Source organism: Streptomyces sp. NPDC090106, assembly GCF_044747265.1.
Lineage (GTDB): Bacteria > Actinomycetota > Actinomycetes > Streptomycetales > Streptomycetaceae > Streptomyces.
On sequence record NZ_JBIVDS010000007.1, the window covers coordinates 473,623 to 490,598 of the forward strand.

At 75.7% G+C, this 16,976-nt stretch carries 6 protein-coding genes; 3 read left to right on the forward strand and 3 right to left on the reverse strand.

The genetic code is table 11. The features are described from left to right. The first annotated feature begins 80 nt into the window (after nucleotides 1–80). Genes ACIPSE_RS24725 through ACIPSE_RS24735 form a run of 3 tightly spaced genes read left to right on the forward strand, consistent with a single transcriptional unit; the run spans nucleotide 81 to nucleotide 9,884 of the window. Complete coding sequence (locus tag ACIPSE_RS24725) at nucleotides 81–7,334, forward strand: amino acid adenylation domain-containing protein (protein WP_401665846.1); 7,254 nt, start codon at nucleotides 81–83, stop codon at nucleotides 7,332–7,334. Between the two features lie 40 nt (nucleotides 7,335–7,374). Then, entirely contained in the window at nucleotides 7,375–8,601 is a 1,227-nt protein-coding gene (locus tag ACIPSE_RS24730; protein ID WP_401665848.1) for a cytochrome P450, read from the forward strand. A gap of 35 nt (nucleotides 8,602–8,636) precedes the next feature. Next, entirely contained in the window at nucleotides 8,637–9,884 is a 1,248-nt protein-coding gene (locus ACIPSE_RS24735; RefSeq protein ID WP_401665850.1) for an MFS transporter, read from the forward strand. Nucleotides 9,885–9,902: 18 nt separating this feature from the next. Here the strand turns inward: ACIPSE_RS24735 and ACIPSE_RS24740 are convergent, their stop codons facing one another. From ACIPSE_RS24740 to lanM, 3 genes are all read right to left on the reverse strand, one after another. After that, nucleotides 9,903–12,836 (reverse strand): AAA family ATPase, encoded by a 2,934-nt coding sequence (locus tag ACIPSE_RS24740; protein ID WP_401665853.1) that lies wholly within the window; start codon nucleotides 12,834–12,836, stop codon nucleotides 9,903–9,905. A 186-nt stretch (nucleotides 12,837–13,022) separates the two neighbouring features. After that, on the reverse strand, nucleotides 13,023–13,229 hold the full coding sequence (locus ACIPSE_RS24745; RefSeq protein ID WP_401665855.1) for a hypothetical protein: 207 nt from the start codon (nucleotides 13,227–13,229) through the stop codon (nucleotides 13,023–13,025). Between the two features lie 74 nt (nucleotides 13,230–13,303). Then, entirely contained in the window at nucleotides 13,304–16,531 is a 3,228-nt protein-coding gene (lanM, locus tag ACIPSE_RS24750; protein ID WP_401665858.1) for a type 2 lanthipeptide synthetase LanM, read from the reverse strand. Nucleotides 16,532–16,976: the final 445 nt, after the last annotated feature.

The window sequence follows — 16,976 nt, forward strand, 5'->3', positions numbered from 1 at the left end:
CCGGCCGCGCGGGCCGCCCCGCCGGCGGCCCGCGCCCGCACCCCGCCACCCCGCGCCGACCCGAGATTCGGAGTGCCCCCATGACCACGTCCGACGTACGCCCCGGTCCCCACCTCGCGGACGGCGGCCTCTCCCCGGCCGCCCGGCGCCTGCTGGAACAGCGGCTGCGCGGCCGGTCGGCCGTACGCGACGACGGTCCCGTCCGCGTCCTGCCCCGGCCGGAGCGCATCCCGCTGTCCGCCGCCCAGCAGCGCCTGTACTTCCTCGACCGCCTCGACCCGCGGGCCCCCACCTATCTGATGCCCGCCGCCTGGCGGCTCACCGGGCCCCTCGACGTCCCGGCCCTGCGCGGCGCCGTCGCCGACCTCGTCGCCCGCCACGAGCAGCTGCGGGTCGTCTTCCCCGAGCACGAGGGCGTCCCGCACCAGCGGGTCCTGCCCGCCGCCGACGCCGTCCTCGACGTCGTCGACGTCGGCGGCCCCGCGCACGAGGACCGCGCCCGGCACCTGGACGCCGCCGTCCACGCCGCCGCCCTGCGCCCCTTCGACCTCGCCACCGAACCCGCCTTCCGGGCCACCCTCGTCCGCGCCGCCGACGACGACCACGTCCTCGTCCTGGGCATGCACCACATCGTCTCCGACGGCTGGTCGCTCGACCTCCTCGTCCGCGACCTGGCCGAGCTGTACCTGGCCAGGACCGGACGGCGCCTCCCGGACCTGCCCGAACTGCCCCTGGACTACGCCGACTACGCGATCTGGCAGCGCGCCGACGACCAGAGCGCCGCCCTCGACCACTGGACGAGGCGGCTCGCCGGACTGACCCCGCTCGACCTGCCCACCGACCACCCGCGCCCCGACACCCCGTCAGGCCGCGGCGTCGCCCACACCGTCACCCTGCCCACCGGCCTGAGCGACGCCCTCGCCGCCCTCGGACGCCGGGCCGGCACGACCCCCTACATGACGGTCCTGGCCGCCTTCCAGGCCGCGCTCGCCCTGCACAGCGGACAGCACGACATCGCCGTCGGCACCGTCGTCGCCAACCGCGAACGGGCTGAGACGGAACACGTCGTCGGCTTCTTCGTCAACACACTGGTGCTCCGCGGCGACCTCTCCGACGACCCGGCCCCCACCGTGCTGCTCGCCCGCACCCGCGAGCGCGTCCTGGAGGCGTTCTCCCACCAGTCCCTGCCGTTCGAGAAGGTCGTCGACGCGCTCAGCCCCGAGCGCGACCTCGCCCGCAACCCGCTGGTGCAGGTGCTCTACACGCACACCGAGACCGGCTCGGGCACCCTCGCGCTCGGCGCGGCGAGCGGCACGCCGTACCGGATCGGGCTCACCACCGCCAAGTTCGACCTCACCCTCGACCTGCGCGACGGCGCCGGGCGCACCGAACTCGCCTTCGTGTACCGGCCCGACCTGTTCAGCGAGGAGTCCGTCGCCGCGCTCGCCCGGCACACCGTCCGGTTCCTGGAGGCCTTCCACACCGCCCCCGACGCCCCGCTGAGCACCGTCGACCCGCTCAGCGCCGCCGACCGCGACCACCTGCTGGGACCCGACGGCCCCGCCCGCGCCGTCACCGGCGGCGGCCCGGCACCGCGCACCGCCGCCGACCGCCTCGCCGACCACATCGCCCGCACCCCGGGAGCGGTCGCCGTCACCGGCTCGGGACGCTCCCTCACCTACGGCGAACTCGACGCCCGCGCCACGGTCCTGGCCCGCCGCCTGCGCGCCGCGGGCGTCACCGCGGGCGACCTCGTCGGCGTCTGCCTCGACCGCACCCCCGACCTCGCCGTCGCCCTCCTCGCCGTCTGGCGCGCCGGAGCCGCCTACCTCCCCCTCGACCCGACCCACCCCACGGCCCGCCGCGCGTTCACCGTCACCGACTCCGGCATCGGACTGATCGTCACGGACACCGCGACCCGCCACGCCGTCGAGGCCCTGCCCGCCCGGCTCCTGGAACTCGACGCCGCCGACCCGGCCGAGGCCGCACCCGTGGGAGAGGACACCGTCCCCGCCCTCGACGACCTCGCCTACGTCATCTACACCTCCGGCTCCACCGGCCGTCCCAAGGGCGTCGAGATCACCCACGGCAACCTGGCCTGGCTGCTCGCCGCCGCCGACCGGCACTTCGACTTCGGGCCCGCCGACGTGTGGACCCTGATGCATTCGCCCGCGTTCGACTTCTCCGTCTGGGAGCTGTGGGCCCCGCTCGCCACCGGTGGCCGCGTCGCCGTCCTCACCGCCGACCAGGTGCGCGATCCGGCCGCCGTGCTGCGGGTGCTGCGCGAGGACGGCGTCACCGTCCTCAACCAGACCCCGGCCGCGTTCAAGGGCCTGCGCGCCCATCTGCGGGAGACCGGCGCCGACTTCTCCGAACTCGCCCTGCGCACCGTCGTCTTCGGCGGCGACGCCTTCGACGTACGGGACTACCGCGACTGGTTCACCGCCCCCGGCCCCCGCCCGGCCCTGGTGAACATGTACGGCATCACCGAGACCACCGTCCACGTCACGATCCGCACCCTCACCGAGGACGACGTCCACGGCACCGTCCGCTCACCCGTCGGACGCCCTCTCACCGGAGCCCACGGCTACGTCCTGGACACCTGGGGCCGCCTCGTCCCGCACGGCACGGTCGGTGAACTCCACGTCTCCGGCGCCGGAGTGGCCCGCGGCTACCGCAACCGGCCCGAGCTGACCGCCGAACGCTTCCTCGACGACCCCTTCGCCGGCCCCGGCACCCGCATGTACCGCACCGGCGACCTCGTCCGCGTCCTGCCCGACGGACAACTCGCCTACGTCGGCCGCGCCGACCACCAGGTCAAGATCCGCGGCTACCGCATCGAACCCGGCGAGATCGAGACCGCCCTGCGGGCCCTGCCCGGCGTCGCCGACACCGCGGTCGTCGCCCGCCGCGACGAGGGCACCGCCCGCCTCGTCGCCCATGTCGTCACCCCCGAGGGCCGCCCCCTGGACGCGCCCGCCCTGCGCGAACGGCTGCGGCTGACCCTGCCCGAGTACATGGTCCCCGCCCTCTTCGTCCGCCACGAACGGCTGCCCCTGACCGCCAACGGCAAGGTCGACCGCGCCGCCCTCACCGCCGTCCGCCCCACCACCGCCGGACGCTCCGCGCACGTCGCCCCCGAGGGCGCCACCGAACGGACCCTGGCCGAGGTGTTCGGGCAGGTCCTGGGCGTCGAACACGTCAGCCGCACCGACAACTTCTTCGACCTCGGCGGCGACTCCATCCTCGCCCTGCGGCTGGTCGGCGTCGGCCGGCTCGCCGGACTCGCCTTCACCGTCGCCGACGTCTTCCGCGCCCGCACCCTCGCCGACCTCGCGGGCCTCGTCACCGAAGCGGCCGACGCCCCCGAACCGGTCGCCCCCTTCTCGCTGATCGACCCCGCCGACGCCGGCCGGCTCCCCGACGGTCTCGCCGACGCCTACCCGCTGACCATGCTCCAGGCCGGCATGCTCCACGAGATGCTCGCCGACCCCCGGCGCGGCGCCTACCACAACGTCACCGACCTGAAGATCACCGTCCCCGAGGGCTTCGACGCCGCCGCCTTCCAGGCCGCCGCCGACGCGCTCGTCGCCGCCCACCCCATCCTGCGCACCTCCGTCGACCTCGTCACCTACCGCGAACCCCTCCAGCTCGTGCACCGCGCCGCCCACCTGCCCGTCGGCTACACCGACCTGCGCGGACTGCCCCGCGAGGAGCAGCGGGACCGGCTGCGCCGCTTCGTCGACGAGGAGTTCGACCGCCGCTTCGACCTCGCCACCGCCCCCCTCGTCCGCATCCACCTGCACCACGTCACCGACCACGACCTGCGCCTGGTCCTCACCGACTGCCATGTCGTCCTCGACGGCTGGAGCCTGACCTCCCTCGTCGCCGACCTGCTGGCCCTGCACCGCGAGGCCGTCACCGAGCACACCGCCCCGCGCCCGCCGAGCGTCCCCGCCTTCGCCGAGTACGTCGCCCTGGAACGGGCCGCCCTCGACAGCGAGGACTCCCTGGCCCACTGGCACGACCGGCTCGCCGCCCTGCGCCCCGTCACCCTGCGCCGCCGCACCGGGACCGTCCCGGCCGGCGAACCGCCCGTGCACGAGGTACGCCGCTCCTACGCCCACCTCGCCGAACGCATCGGCCGCCTCGCCAAGGAGGCCGGCGTGCCCCGCCGCACCGTGCTCGTCACGGCCTTCCACCACACCATGAGCCTGTTCGCCGAGCGCGACGACAGCGTCCAGGGCCACAGCATCGGCCTGGTCACCAACGGCCGCCCCGAACTGCCCGGCGCCGACCGGATGCGCGGACTGTTCCTCAACACCGTCCCGTTCGGCGTCGACCGCCCGCGCGGCGACTGGCTCGCCTACCTGCGCGACGTGTTCACCGCCGAGCAGGAGATGCTCCCGCACCGCAGGGTCCCCCTGGTCCGCATCGCGCGGCTGCGCCCCACCGAACCGAACCTGACCGACACCGTCTTCAACTACGTCAACTTCCACCGCCTCGCGCACGACTCCTGGGACGACTCCCTGGAGATCGCCCGCACCATGTTCCCGCTGCTGGTCAACGCGAGCGTCAACGCCTTCACCCTGGACGTCGACCCGGCGTACGTGGCCCCCGTCACCGCCGAACAGGTCGCCGACGTGTACGTGGCCCAGCTGGAGGCGATGACCGCCGACCCGCACGCCCGCGTCACCCGCCCCGCCGCCACCGGCGCCGCCCGCGCCACCGTCCTCGACTGGGCGAGCGGCCCCGAACTGGCCCCCTCGCCCCTGCTGTTCCACGAGCACGTCGCCGCCCAGGCCGCCCGCACCCCGCACGCCGTCGCCGTCGAACACCGCGGCGACACCCTGACCTACGCCCGGCTCCACGAGCAGGCCGAGCAGATCGCCCGGCGGCTGCGCCTGCTCGGCGTCGGCCCGGAGACCGTGGTCGGCATCTGCGTCGACCGGGGCCCGGACTGGGTGCGCGCCGCGCTCGGCGTGCTGCGCTCCGGCGGCGCCTTCGTCCCGCTCGACCCCCAGCACCCCACCGAACGGCTCGCGTTCATGGCCGAGGACAGCGGCATGCGGGTCCTGCTCACCCAGCGCGCCCTCGACGGTGCCGTCCCCTTCGACGGCCCGACGATCCACCTGGACCAGCCCGCCGAACCCCTCGGACCGGTGCCCGGACGCGCACCCGACGCCGACACCTTCGCCTACCTCATCTACACCTCCGGCTCCACCGGCGTCCCCAAGGGCGTCGCCATCGCCCACCGTGGCCTGTCCAACATGCTCGAAGGCCAGCGCGACCTGGTCGCCCCCACCCCCGAGGACCGGGTCCTGCAGTTCGCCTCCTTCGGCTTCGACGCCTCCATCCTCGAACTGACCTGGTCCCTCGCCAACGGCGGACGCCTCGTCACCGCCCCCAAGGAGGACCTGCGCCCCGGACCGGACCTGGCCCGCACCCTGCGCGAGGCCCGGATCACCGGCGGGATGCTGCCTCCCAGCGCCCTCGCCGTCCTCGGCGAGGACACCTTCCCCGACCTGCGCGTCCTCCAGGTCGCCGGCGAGGCCTGCCCCGCCGAGCTCGCCGACCGCTGGGCCGCCGGCCGCCGCTTCCAGAACGTCTACGGCCTCACCGAGACCACCGTCTGGTCCGTCGCCGCCGACCTCACCCCCGGCCAGGGGCGCCCGCCCATCGGCACCCCCATCCGCAACACCCGCGTCCACGTCCTCGACGACGACCTCCAGCCCGTCCCCGTCGGCGTCCCCGGCGAGATCCACCTCGGCGGACTCGCCGTCGGCCGCGGCTACCTGGGCCGGCCCGCCCTTACCGCCGCCACCTACGTCCCCGACCCCTACGGCGAGCCCGGCGAGCGCCTGTGCCGCACCGGCGACCTCGGCGCCTACCGGCCCGACGGCACCGTCGAGTGGCTCGGACGCCGCGACGCCCAGGTCAAACTGCGCGGCTTCCGCATCGAACTCGGCGAGATCGAGCACGCCCTGCGCCAACTGCCCGGCATCCGCCAGGCCGTCGTCCTGCACCGCACCGACCTGCCCGGCGGCGAACCCGCCCTCGTCGCCTACCTCGTCACCGACCCCGGCACCGGCCGGACCACGCCCGAGGAGCTGCGCGGCGCCCTGCGGACCAGCCTGCCCGGGTACATGGTGCCGTCCCGCTTCGTCGCCCTGGACGAGATGCCCGTCAACCGCAGCGGCAAGACCGACAAGCGGGCGCTGCCCCTGCCACCCGCCGAACTCGACCAGGACGGGACCGAGTACGTCGCCCCCGCCACCCCCGCCGAGCGCGTCCTCGGCGAGATCTGGCGCGAGGTCCTCGGCCTCTCCCGGATCGGCGTCCACGACGACTTCTTCCGCATCGGCGGCAGCTCCCTGTCCACCGTCCGGGTCTCCCTGATGGCCGCCGGCCGCGGACTGACCGTGACCGTCGGCGACCTGATCGAACACCCCACCCTCGCCCGGCTCGCCGCCCACGCCACCCGGGTGACGGGCCGGACCCTGCCCGCCGCCGTCACCTCCGAGGTGCGGCTGCGCGAAGGCACGGGGGAGCCCCTGTGGTGCGTGCACCCCACCGGGGGCAGCGCCGCCTGGTTCGTGCCGCTCGCCCGGGCCCTGCCGCCCGGCCGACCCGTCCACGCCTTCCAGGCCCGCGGCCTCCTCGGCGGCGTCGACCCCGGCACCGTCACCGGCATCGCCGCCAACTACGCCGCCGAGATCACCGATCGCGGTGTGCCCGGCCCGCACGCCCTCCTCGGCTGGTCCATGGGCGCCAACATCGCCCTGGAGATGGCCACCCAGCTCCACCAGGCCGGACACCCCGTCGCCCCGCTCGTCCTCGTCGAGCCCTACCTGCCCAACCCCGCGGCCCGCGCCCGCCTCGACGGCGTCACCCGCGACCTGCGCGAAGCCCTGCGCCTGCGCGACCGGCTGCGCGAGCTGCCGCCCTCACCGCAGCGCGACCGCGCCACCGCCGAGCTCACCGCCACCCTCCTCGGCGCCGGCATGAGCCCCGCCGAGGCGGCCCTCGTCGAGAACGCCCCCATCGAGGTCTGGCACTCCCTGCTGGCCGCCCTCGCCTCCTACGAGGTCCGGCCCTACCCCGGCCACCTCCACCTGGTCGTCGGCAGCGAGGCCGCCGGGCTGCCGCGCGGCGTCGCGATGCCCGGCCTCGACGTCGACTACGAGACCTACGTGGCCCGTTGGCGCGCCACCGCACGCGACGGCCTCACCCTCCACATCAGCGACGGCGACCACATGTCGATGATGGCCGCCCCCCGCGTCACGGGGATCGCCGACCTGCTCACCGCCCTGGAACAGGGGGAGCCGCGATGACGGCCGCCGCCCCCGCCCGCACGGACCCGGGAGAGACCCGATGACCACCGCCCCCGCCCGCGTCGAGCGCTACCTGCTCGCCCCCGACATGGTCGCGGACCCCTACGACCACCTCGACTCCCTCCGGGACGGCGCGCCCGTGCAGTGGAGCCCGCTGCACCACGCCTGGCTCGTCACCGGCTACGACCAGGTGATGCGCTGCCTGCGTGACCGGGCCGTCTCCGCCGACCGGGTCCGGCCGCTGATGGACGCCGTCCCGCAGGGCGCCCGTGACGACGCCGAGCGCGCCTTCGGCATCCTGTCGCGCTGGATGGTGTTCAACGACCCGCCCCAGCACCGCAGGCTGCGGCAGGTGTTCCAGGAGGCGTTCGCCGCCCGCGCCGTGGCCCGCTACAGCGCCTTCACCGAGAAGGCGACCCGCGCCGTGCTGGCCCGCAAGGCCGTGCCCGGCTGCGCCGGCGACCTCATGGCCGACGTCGCCAAGCCGCTGCCCGCGCTGGTCTTCGCCCGCTGGCTGGGCATCCCGCCCACCGACGGACCCTCCTTCTGGTACTGGAACACCCGTGTCGCCGACCTCGTCCTCGGCACCGCGCAGGAGGAGAGCGAGTACCGCGCCTCTCTCCAGGCCCTGGTCAGCCTGGAGGACTACCTCGGCGACCTGGTCGCCCGGCGGCGCGCCGCGCCCGGCGACGACCTGATCAGCCAGGTCCTCAAGGAGGGCCGGGTCGGCGACTCCGTCAGTGAGGAGGAATTCGTCGGGATGCTCACCCAGATGGCGTTCGCCGGCGGCGAGACCACCAGCAACCTCATCGCCAACACGATCCTCGCCCTGCACACCCGCCCCGGCCAACTGGCCGCCGTGCGCGCCGATCCGGACCTGGCGCAGGGCGCCGTGGAGGAGACCCTGCGGCTGGACGGCCCGTCCAAGATGTCGATCCGCACCGCCGCCCGGGACCTCGACCTCGACGGCCACACCCTGCGCGCCGGGGACCGGATCTTCCTCGTCACCGCCGCCGCCAACCGCGACCCCGCCCGCTTCCCCGACCCCGGCCGCTTCGACGTCACCCGCACCGGCGCCACCCACCTCGGCTTCGGCTTCGGCGCCCACTTCTGCATCGGCGCCGCCCTGGCCCGGCTCGTCGCCGTCAGTGCCGTCCGCACCCTGGTGTGCGAACGCCCCGGGCTGACCCTGACCGACCCCGACCGGCTCACCTGGCAGCCGTCCCTGCTCAACCGCAGCCTCACCGCCCTGCCCGTCCGCTACTGACCGGCCCGACCCGGCCGAACGACGAAAGGCACCCCATGGCCACCACCCTCGCCGCGGACCGCCCGCGGCTGTGGGCGCCCGCCCGGCACCGTTCCTTCCGCCTCCTGTGGACGGGACAGGCGCTCTCCCTGCTCGGCGACGGCTTCAGCGTCGTCGCGTTCTCCTGGATCACCCTGACCCTGACCGGCTCCACCCTCACCCTCGGCTACGTCCTGGCCTTCCAGGCCGTGCCCCGCGCCCTGCTCACCCTGGTCGGCGGCACCCTCGGCGACACCTTCTCCACCCGCACCCTCATGGTGGCCTCCAGCTGGACCCGCGCCGCGCTGATGGCCGCCGTCGGCGTCGCCGGGCTCACCGGGGACCTCACGGTGTGGATGCTGTGCGCCGCCGCCGCCGCGTTCGGCGCCGTGGACGCCTTCTTCCAGCCCGCCCGCGTCTCCATCCTCCCCTCGGTCGTCGACAAGGACCTGCTCGCCCCGGCCAACGCCCTGCTCGGCGCCGGGGCGCGCACCGCGGCCGTCGTGGGCCCCGCCGTCGGCGGCACGGTCATCGCGCTGACCCAGGCGCCGGTCGCCTTCCTCGTCGACGCCGTGTGCTTCGCCCTGTGCGGTCTGCTCGTCTCCCGCATCCGCACCCGCCCCCGGCCCGAGACCCCGAAGGAGACACCGGCGAAGACCGGCCCCTCCTTCGGCGCCCGCATCCGCGAGGGCGTCACCTACACCCTGCGGGACCCGCGCCTGCGGACCATCGTCGCCCTCGACACGGCCGTCAACTTCTGCTACGCGGGCCCCTTCACCGTCGGCTTCGCCACCCTCGCCGACCAGGTCCTGCGCGGCGGCTCGGCCACTCTCGGCGTACTCAACGGGGCGCTCGCCGGGGGCGCGGTGCTGGGCACCCTGGCCGGCGGCGCGGTCGGCGGGAGGCCCCGGGTGGGGCTGCTGGTGGCCGCGCTCGCCGGCTGGCTGGGGGCGGGCATGGCCGTCCTGGGCCTCGCCGAGAGCACCCCGGTCGTGGTGGTGACGGTCCTCGCCATGGGCTTCGCCATCGGCTACCAGGGCGTGTTCGGCCTCAGCTGGATCCAGCGCAACATCCCGCAGGACGTCCTCACCCGGGTCGTCTCCGTCGACATGGTCCTCGGGTACGCCGCCGCCCCGCTCTCGCTCATCCTGTGCGGCGCGCTCGCGGGCACCGGACACCTCGCCCTGTTCGGGGTCGTCGCCGCGGTCCTCGCCGTGACGGGCCTCGCGGTGCTCGCCTCCCGGGCGGTGCGGGAGATGCGCTGACCTCCGGGCCGTCCTCCCTCAGCCGTCCCGCAGAGCGGCCGACCGCGCGCACAGATCCGCGCGGTTGGCCGCTCCCGTCTTGGTGATGAGACTCGCGATGTGCTTCTCCGCCGTGCGCGGGGAGATGAACAGCCGGTCGGCGATGTCCTTGTTGGTCAGCCGCTCCGCGAGCAGCCGGAACACGTCGAACTCCCGCACCGTCACCCCTTGTGTGCGCAGGTGCTCGGGAATGCCGCTGGTGCCGCTGCGGTGCTGGTGCACCGGCGCGCCCAGCCGGCGCAGGCCCGCCCGGCAGGCCCCCGTGACGGCGGCGACGTCCCGCTCGTGGAAGTAGTGCTCCGCCCGCCGCAGCCAGCCCACCGGATCGCCCCAGCCGTCCTCGTGCGCGGCGTCCGCGATCAGCCGCAGCCCCAGGTGCTGGGCCAGCGGATACGGCTCCGCCACCGCGAGCGCCGACTCCACGGCCGCCGCCGCCCGCGCCCCGGCGCCCTCGCGCCCCAGCAGGACCGCCTCGGCGAGGTGCACGAACTGCCGGTTCCACCGCATCCGGGCCATCGCGGTCGCTGCGATCTCCTCGTGCCGCACCCGGTCCGCGTCCCCGGCCAGCACGTCCAGCAGCAGCACCAGACCGTGGGTGCCGCTGAGGTGGTACGTGGAGGGGTTGTCCGCCTCCAGCGCCAGCACCGCCCCCAACTCCGCCCGGGCCAACTGCCGGTCCTCCTCCAGCAGGGAGCAGAAGGCCCGTGCCAGCCCCAGGCTCAGCGGTTCCTCCTGGGAGCCGGCGCCGTCCCACTCGGCGAACGCGGCGAGCGCCGACTCCATCGCGGCGCGGTCCCCGCGATGCGCCTCCAGCGTGGCCCGCGCCATCAGGACGTAGCGCACGGCGGGTGCGAGGCGCAGCCGGCGGACCACGGCCAGGCACTCCTCGGCGGACGCCCGCGCGGACGCGTCCTCGCCCCGCAGGACGGCGTCCAGGACGAGGATGCCGTCCACGGTGTGCACGATGCTCACCGAGCCCAGGCGCAGCGCCTCCTGACGGGCCGCCAGCAGTCCCGAGGTGTCGCCCTCGGCGAGCCAGGCGTTGCCGCCCATGCGGGTGGCCGCGTACATGCGCTGCAAGGGCAGGCGGTTGCGTTCCGCGGTGGTCAGGGCCTGCTGGAGCATGGCCGCCGACTCCCGCGGGTCCCGTTCGCGGGCCACCGTGGCGAGCAGTTCCCACGCCTGGCAGGCGACGACGGGCAGACCGTGCCGTTCGGCGGTGTCGGCGGCGGAGCGGGCCAGTTTCTCGGCGTGCTGGGTGCGGTCCGGGCCGGGGGTGTCCAGGGCCAGATAGGCGGCCGTCACGTCCACGGCGGCCGTGGTCGCCTCCGCCGTCTCGGCGGCCTCTCCGGGGGCACCCGCCAGGACCTCGCGGGCGCGCGCTATCTGCCGGTTGCCGTCGCTCCAGCGTCCGGCGGTGTGCGCCACCTTGGCCAGCCGTGCGTGCAGGGTGGCCAGACGGACCGCGCTGAGGCCGGCGCCGTCGAGCGCGTGGAGGTCGTCCACCAGGTCGAAGGCGCGCGCGAAGTCACCGGCCTCGGCGAGCGCGGGCAGCAGGTTCTCCAGCACCGCGGCCCGTGCCTGCGGGTCCCCGCCCTCCGCCAGCAGTCCCTCGGCCCGGCTGAGCAGCGTCACCGCGGAGTTCAGCGCTCCCGCCGACAGGGCACGGCCGCCCGCGTCGGCGTACAGCAGCCCCGCCTCGACCCGGTCGCCCGCCTCGCAGCGCAGCCCGGCCGCCAGCGCGCACCAGTCGGCCTCCAGGCCCGGGTGCAGTTCCTCGACCGCCTCCGCGCCCCGCCGGGCCAGGTCGGCCCGCTGACCCGGTGTCATCTGGGTGAACAGGGCCTCCACGGTGGGGGAGTGCCGGAAGGAGTACCAGTCGGGCGCGGGCTCGTCCGGCACGACCAGACGGGCGGCGACGCTCGCGTGCAGATGGCCGAGCAGGGCGCGGTCGTCGACGCCGGTCATGCGCTGGAGCACGGAGAGCGGGAAGCGCCGGCCCAGCACGGCGGCGGCCGACAGCAGCGTCAGGCCCTGGGCGCCGAGGCGGTCGATGCGCCGCAGGATGCCGCGGGCCAGCGTAGAGGAAACGTCACGGCGCAGGTCCCCGACGGCGCGCCAGCCCTCGGGTCCCTGCACCAGAGTGCCGGAGCCGATCATCGACTGGAGGAGCTCCTCGACGAGATACGGGCTGCCCGCGCTGTCCTCCCAGAGCCGCTGGAGCACCTCGGCCGGGACGGCGTCGGGGCCGTCCGCGCCGAGCTGCGCGGCGATCACCTCGTGCACCTGCGGCCGGGTGAGCGGCGCGAGTTCGACCAGCGCGGCGGCGCCCCGGCGGCGGGCGGACTGCGCGAGGTCGAGGGCGTCGCTGATGTCGGTGCGCACGGTCGCCACCAGCAGGACGGGCGTGTACTCCAGGTTGTCGACCAGGTATTCCAGGACGCCGAGCGTCTCGGGGTCGGCGTCGTGCAGGTCCTCCAGGAACAGCAACTGGCCCTGGCCGCGCCCGGTGGCGATGAGCAGACGCAGGACGGCCTCGCCCAGGATGACCATGGAGCTGCTGTCGCGTTCCCCGGTGTCCCAGTCCGGGATCAGCCGCCCGAGAACCGTGCGGTAGGGGCCGAGCGGGAGGTCGTCCATCGGCTCGCCGCCCCGGAACAGCGACATCAGGGCCTCGGTCAGCGGCCGGAACGGCACGGAGGGGCCGGTCGTGCTGCTGCGTCCGCGCAGCACCCGCATACCGCGGTCCAGTGCGCCGCCCACGGCCTCCGCCGCGAGCCGGGACTTGCCGACGCCGGCCTCGCCGACCAGGAAGACGACACCGCCCCGGCCCTGCCTCGCCTCGGCCATGGCGCGTTCGAGCTGGGTGAGTTGAGGGTCCCGCCCGACCAGGGAAGGCGTATGGGAACGCATGAACGCTGATGATAATCGGCATATGTGAGCCAGGGGCAGATCGCCCGGGTCCTGATCGACCGCGATGCCGTTCGCGGCGGTTGCGCGGGGCCGCGAGGGGCGTCCCGGTACGGCCTGCGGGAACGCCGCGGCGCGGGCCCGCCGGGCGGGCCCGCGCCATCACGCGCGACGACTGGGTGGTGGACCTCAGTTGGGGGCGGAGACCGAGGTGTCCAGGGTGCTGAGCGTGATGACGATGCCGCTGGTGAGGACCATGCCGGCCAGCACCCGGGCGCGGGCGCAGGCGCGGTTGCGGCCGGAGAGGGTGATGCCGCCCGCCGCGTCCTGCTCGGTGGCGGCGGCGTCGACGCGGGCGGTCTCGGCGGAGTCGGCGGCGATGAGGTTCTGGTCCATGACGGTGGTCCCCTTCTGATGTCCCGTGCGGGAGGCACGTTCTGGAGGTGGGAGGTGCCGTGGTGCGGAAGAACTCAGGTGCGGTCGGATCGTCGGGCCGGGTGACGCAGGAGCAGGACCGACGGAACGGATTCGGGGTGGGCCAGGCGCAGCAGTCCGTAGCCGATGCCGGACAGCCCGGTCATCAGCCCCGGTGAGGGCACGTGGTCGGGCGTGGCGCAGCGGTGGCTCTGGGCCTCGACGAGGGCGAGGACCTGCCCGCTGTGCCGGTGCAGGGCCGACCGTGCCGTGGCGCTGCCGTGCTCGGCCAGGGCGGTCAGGGCCTCCAGCCTGCCGAGGGCGCCTCCGGCGAGGCTGAGGTCGGGGGCGACCGGAGCCTGCGCGAGACGGCCGGCGAGGGCGTCGGGGAGAGGGGCGGCGGTCTCGGGGAGCTCGGAGGCGGGACGAGGGGTGGCGGTCCCGGGGCGTCGGGAGGCGCGAAGAGCGGTGGTGGCCTCGGGAAGCCGGGAGCCGGGAAGCGGAGCGGTGACCCGGTGGAGCCGGGCGGCGGCCTGTCCGGCCAGCCCCCGCGACCAGGACAGGTCCGCCCCGTCGTCGGTCGCCGGGACCTGGCCGAGCAGGGCCCGGGCCGGCCCGGCGGCACGCGCGGCGCGCTCTCCGCCGAGGGCCGCGTAGCGCAGCAGCGCCCAGGCGATTCCGGCCGTGCCGTCGGCGAAACCCGTGGAGGACGCGAGGACCCGGCCGTCCGTGCCGTCACCCGCGGCCTTGAGCAGCAGGTCCGCCACGGCGTCCGCCAGCCGCAGCGCGGCCGGATCGCCGGTGGCCTCGTGCACCGCGACGGCCGCGGCCAGCGCCCCGGCCCTGCCCTGGGCGAGCCCCGGGTCGGGGCAGGCGGCAGCGGCGTGGCCCAGCGCGGTCAGGGCGTGCGGCAGACACGCCTCCAGCCCGTCGCCGAGCAGCGCCGCCAGCCGGACCACCGCGTACACGATGCCGCCGAGACCGTCGTAGGCGCCGGGGCCGGCCGCCGCGCCCAGCTGGGGATCGTCGGCGAGCGCCTTGAGGAGAGCGGGGAGCGGGCGCACCGCCTCCCGGGCCGCCGCCGCGTACCGGCCTGCTCCGGTCAGGGCGTCGGTGTGGGCCAGGAACAGGGCCACTCCGCAGTACCCCTGGGCGAGGCCGGCGCCCATCGGCAGCACCGCCCAGTGGGGTCCCGCGACCCGCTCCAGGCCGATCCAGTTGGTGCGTGAGCCGCCGCGGACCGCGCGGGCGGCGATCTCGTCGGCGATGCCGCACGCGGCGGCCAGCAGCCGGGACGCCTCGGGCGCCACGGGCGGCACCGGCGCCACCGCCAGCTCCGACCGCGGGCGGTCGAGCGGGGAACCCGCGCCGCGCACCGCGAGGGTGGCCGAGATGATCCATTCCTGGTCGTGGCAGCCGACCTCGTCCATCCGGCCGATCTTCTCCCGGACCGCCGTCACCGCGGCCACGGGCATAACGCCGGGGATCGTGGTGCCGGCGTCGGAGCGGACCGCGGTGCCGCTGGGCCGGTGCGTGAAGAAGGGGATGTCGCCGCGCCACAGGGAGGCCGTCTCGTGCTCGGTCAGCCGCTCCCGCGCCGTGTCGTGCTCGGACTCGGTCCACAGCACCGCGAACACCCCTTCCCTGGCGAGCGCGTCGCCCAGCAGGGAAGGGTGGGTGGACTCCTCCAGCAGCGTCGCGTACAGCCGGGTCGCGCGGGCGATCAGCCGGGCCGGGCGGTCCGCCCAGCGGGCCAGCGGGCCGTCGGAGCCGAGCAGTTCGTGGCGGTGCGCGGCGATCGCCGTGTAGGCGGTGCGGAATCCCTCCAGCAGGGCGGCCGTGTGGTCGGCGCCCGCGAGGGACGTGCCCGCGGGCAGCGGGTGGTTCTGCGCGGCCGGGCTGGGCAGCGGGCCGCGCATGGCCCGCATGGTGTCCCGGCCGCTGTCCTCCCAGCGCAGCCCCTCACCGGGGAAGGTGCCGTCGGTGTCCCGGCCGAGCGCGGAGATGTCCAGGGCGCCGTGCTCGCCGATGAGGAGATGGGGGAGCAGGCAGGTGCGGTGCACGGAGGCGGCCAGGGCGTCCGCGGCCGGGTCGGCACCCGCCGTCAGGACCTGCCCCAGGCCGGTGTGCAGCAGCGTCTCGGCGTCCACGAGGACCGGCTGGTCGCCGTGGGCGATGACGTTCTCGTAGTGCATGTCGGCGCCGTCCACCGCGTACAGCAGGGCCAGCAGGGCACCCTGGCGGCGGTAGAACGCGTCGGTCTCGGTGACCGTGCCGCACCAGCGGTGCTCGATGAACTCCAGCCAGCCGTAGGCCTCGTGGCGCACCGTGCGCGCGGTGCGCAGGTCCAGTCCCGGCACCTTGGCGTTGAGCCAGCCGACCAGGGTGTCGAGCAGGGCGTGCTGGTCGAGGGGGCGCGGCTTGTGGACGATCCGGGTGCCGTCGGCGAAGTGCAGGACCGCCACGGACCGGCCGCCCTGGTGGGCGTCGCCGCGGCCGAGGTCCACCCGGACCAGCGAGCCGGGCGCCCGGCCGTCGAGGAGGCTGTCGACCAGGGCGTCCCGGTCGGCCTGGAAGCGGGTGACGAGCTCGGCGGCGGCCGTCGTGGCGTCCAGGGCGGTGCGGGCGAGCATCCTGGCCAGCACCGGGTAGGCGGCGAACAGTTCGGTGAGCCCGGCCCGGCTGCCGGTGGCCGCGGCGAAGGACGCGAACCGCTCCCGCGGACCGGCCCCCGCCAGGCGCCCGGAGCGCCGCGCCGCCTGGAGTTCGTGGACCAGGGTGCGGGCGGCCTGGCGGACCAGCTGGCGGGTCAGCCGCTGGGTGAACCCGTCGAGCCAGACGGCCTGTTCGGCCGCCGGGACCTCGGTCAGCAGGTCGGCGAGGCGGGCGGCGGCGGTGGCGACCACCGGCCTGACGACCGCGGCGAACGCGTCGGGACCCTCGCCTGCGACCTCGACCTCGGGAAGGGCGTCGGGCGCTGTGTCCAGGACCGCTTCCCCGTACTCCGCCCAGTCGGGCTCGGCCACCCGGGAGGCCAGCCGCTCGGCCGGCTCGGCCGCCAGCGCGGCCACCGTGTCCGCGCCGACGCCGAGACGGTCCAGCCGCAGCGCGAAGCCCTCCGTGTCCCCGGCGGTCCAGGGCAGCGGCCCCGGAGCGGCGGCCGAGGGGGACGCCGCGGGGAGCCCGGGGGCGGCGAGCCGCTCCGTGAGGGTCAGCGCCGGGGCCCACCAGCTGGCGGGGAGTCCGGCGCTCCGGGGAGTCGGGAGGCTTGCGGTGTCGGTCACGAGAAGAAGGTCGCAGACCCCCGTGCGCGCCCACATGGGTAACCGTCCCCCATATTCTCGGTGAGGCCCTACCCACCCGTGCGGACATGGGGGGAGGGGCGGAGAAACCGCAGGCGGGAGCCGTGCGCGTGGGGGATCGCGCAGGGAGTGGCACCGGGGCGACGGCCACCGGAACCACCCGGTCCGGGTGGCGCGGGCGGCCCCGCACCCCCCAGACCGCCCCGCCCGGCGCCGGGGAAGGGCGTACGTCCCCCACGGACACCCCCGTTCCGGAGAGCCCGTCCCCCCGTTCCCTGGGGCCCGTCCCCCCGTTCCCCAGGGTCCGCCTTCCTCTTCCTAGGGTCCGCCCCCCGTTCCCCGGCGTCCGTCCCCCCATTCCCGGGCGCCCGCCCTCACTCCCGGGGCCCCGGGACGGCTCAGGTCCGCCGGCCCGCCCCCGTCCCGG

Excerpts from the sequence above, each read along its gene's own strand:
- ACIPSE_RS24740 (WP_401665853.1), bottom strand. The coding sequence starts at position 12,836 with ATGCGTTCCCATACGCCTTCCCTGGTCGGGCGGGACCCTCAACTCACC.
- ACIPSE_RS24745 (WP_401665855.1), bottom strand. The coding sequence starts at position 13,229 with ATGGACCAGAACCTCATCGCCGCCGACTCCGCCGAGACCGCCCGCGTC.
- ACIPSE_RS24730 (WP_401665848.1), top strand. The coding sequence starts at position 7,375 with ATGACCACCGCCCCCGCCCGCGTCGAGCGCTACCTGCTCGCCCCCGAC.
- ACIPSE_RS24735 (WP_401665850.1), top strand. The coding sequence starts at position 8,637 with ATGGCCACCACCCTCGCCGCGGACCGCCCGCGGCTGTGGGCGCCCGCC.
- ACIPSE_RS24725 (WP_401665846.1), top strand. The coding sequence starts at position 81 with ATGACCACGTCCGACGTACGCCCCGGTCCCCACCTCGCGGACGGCGGC.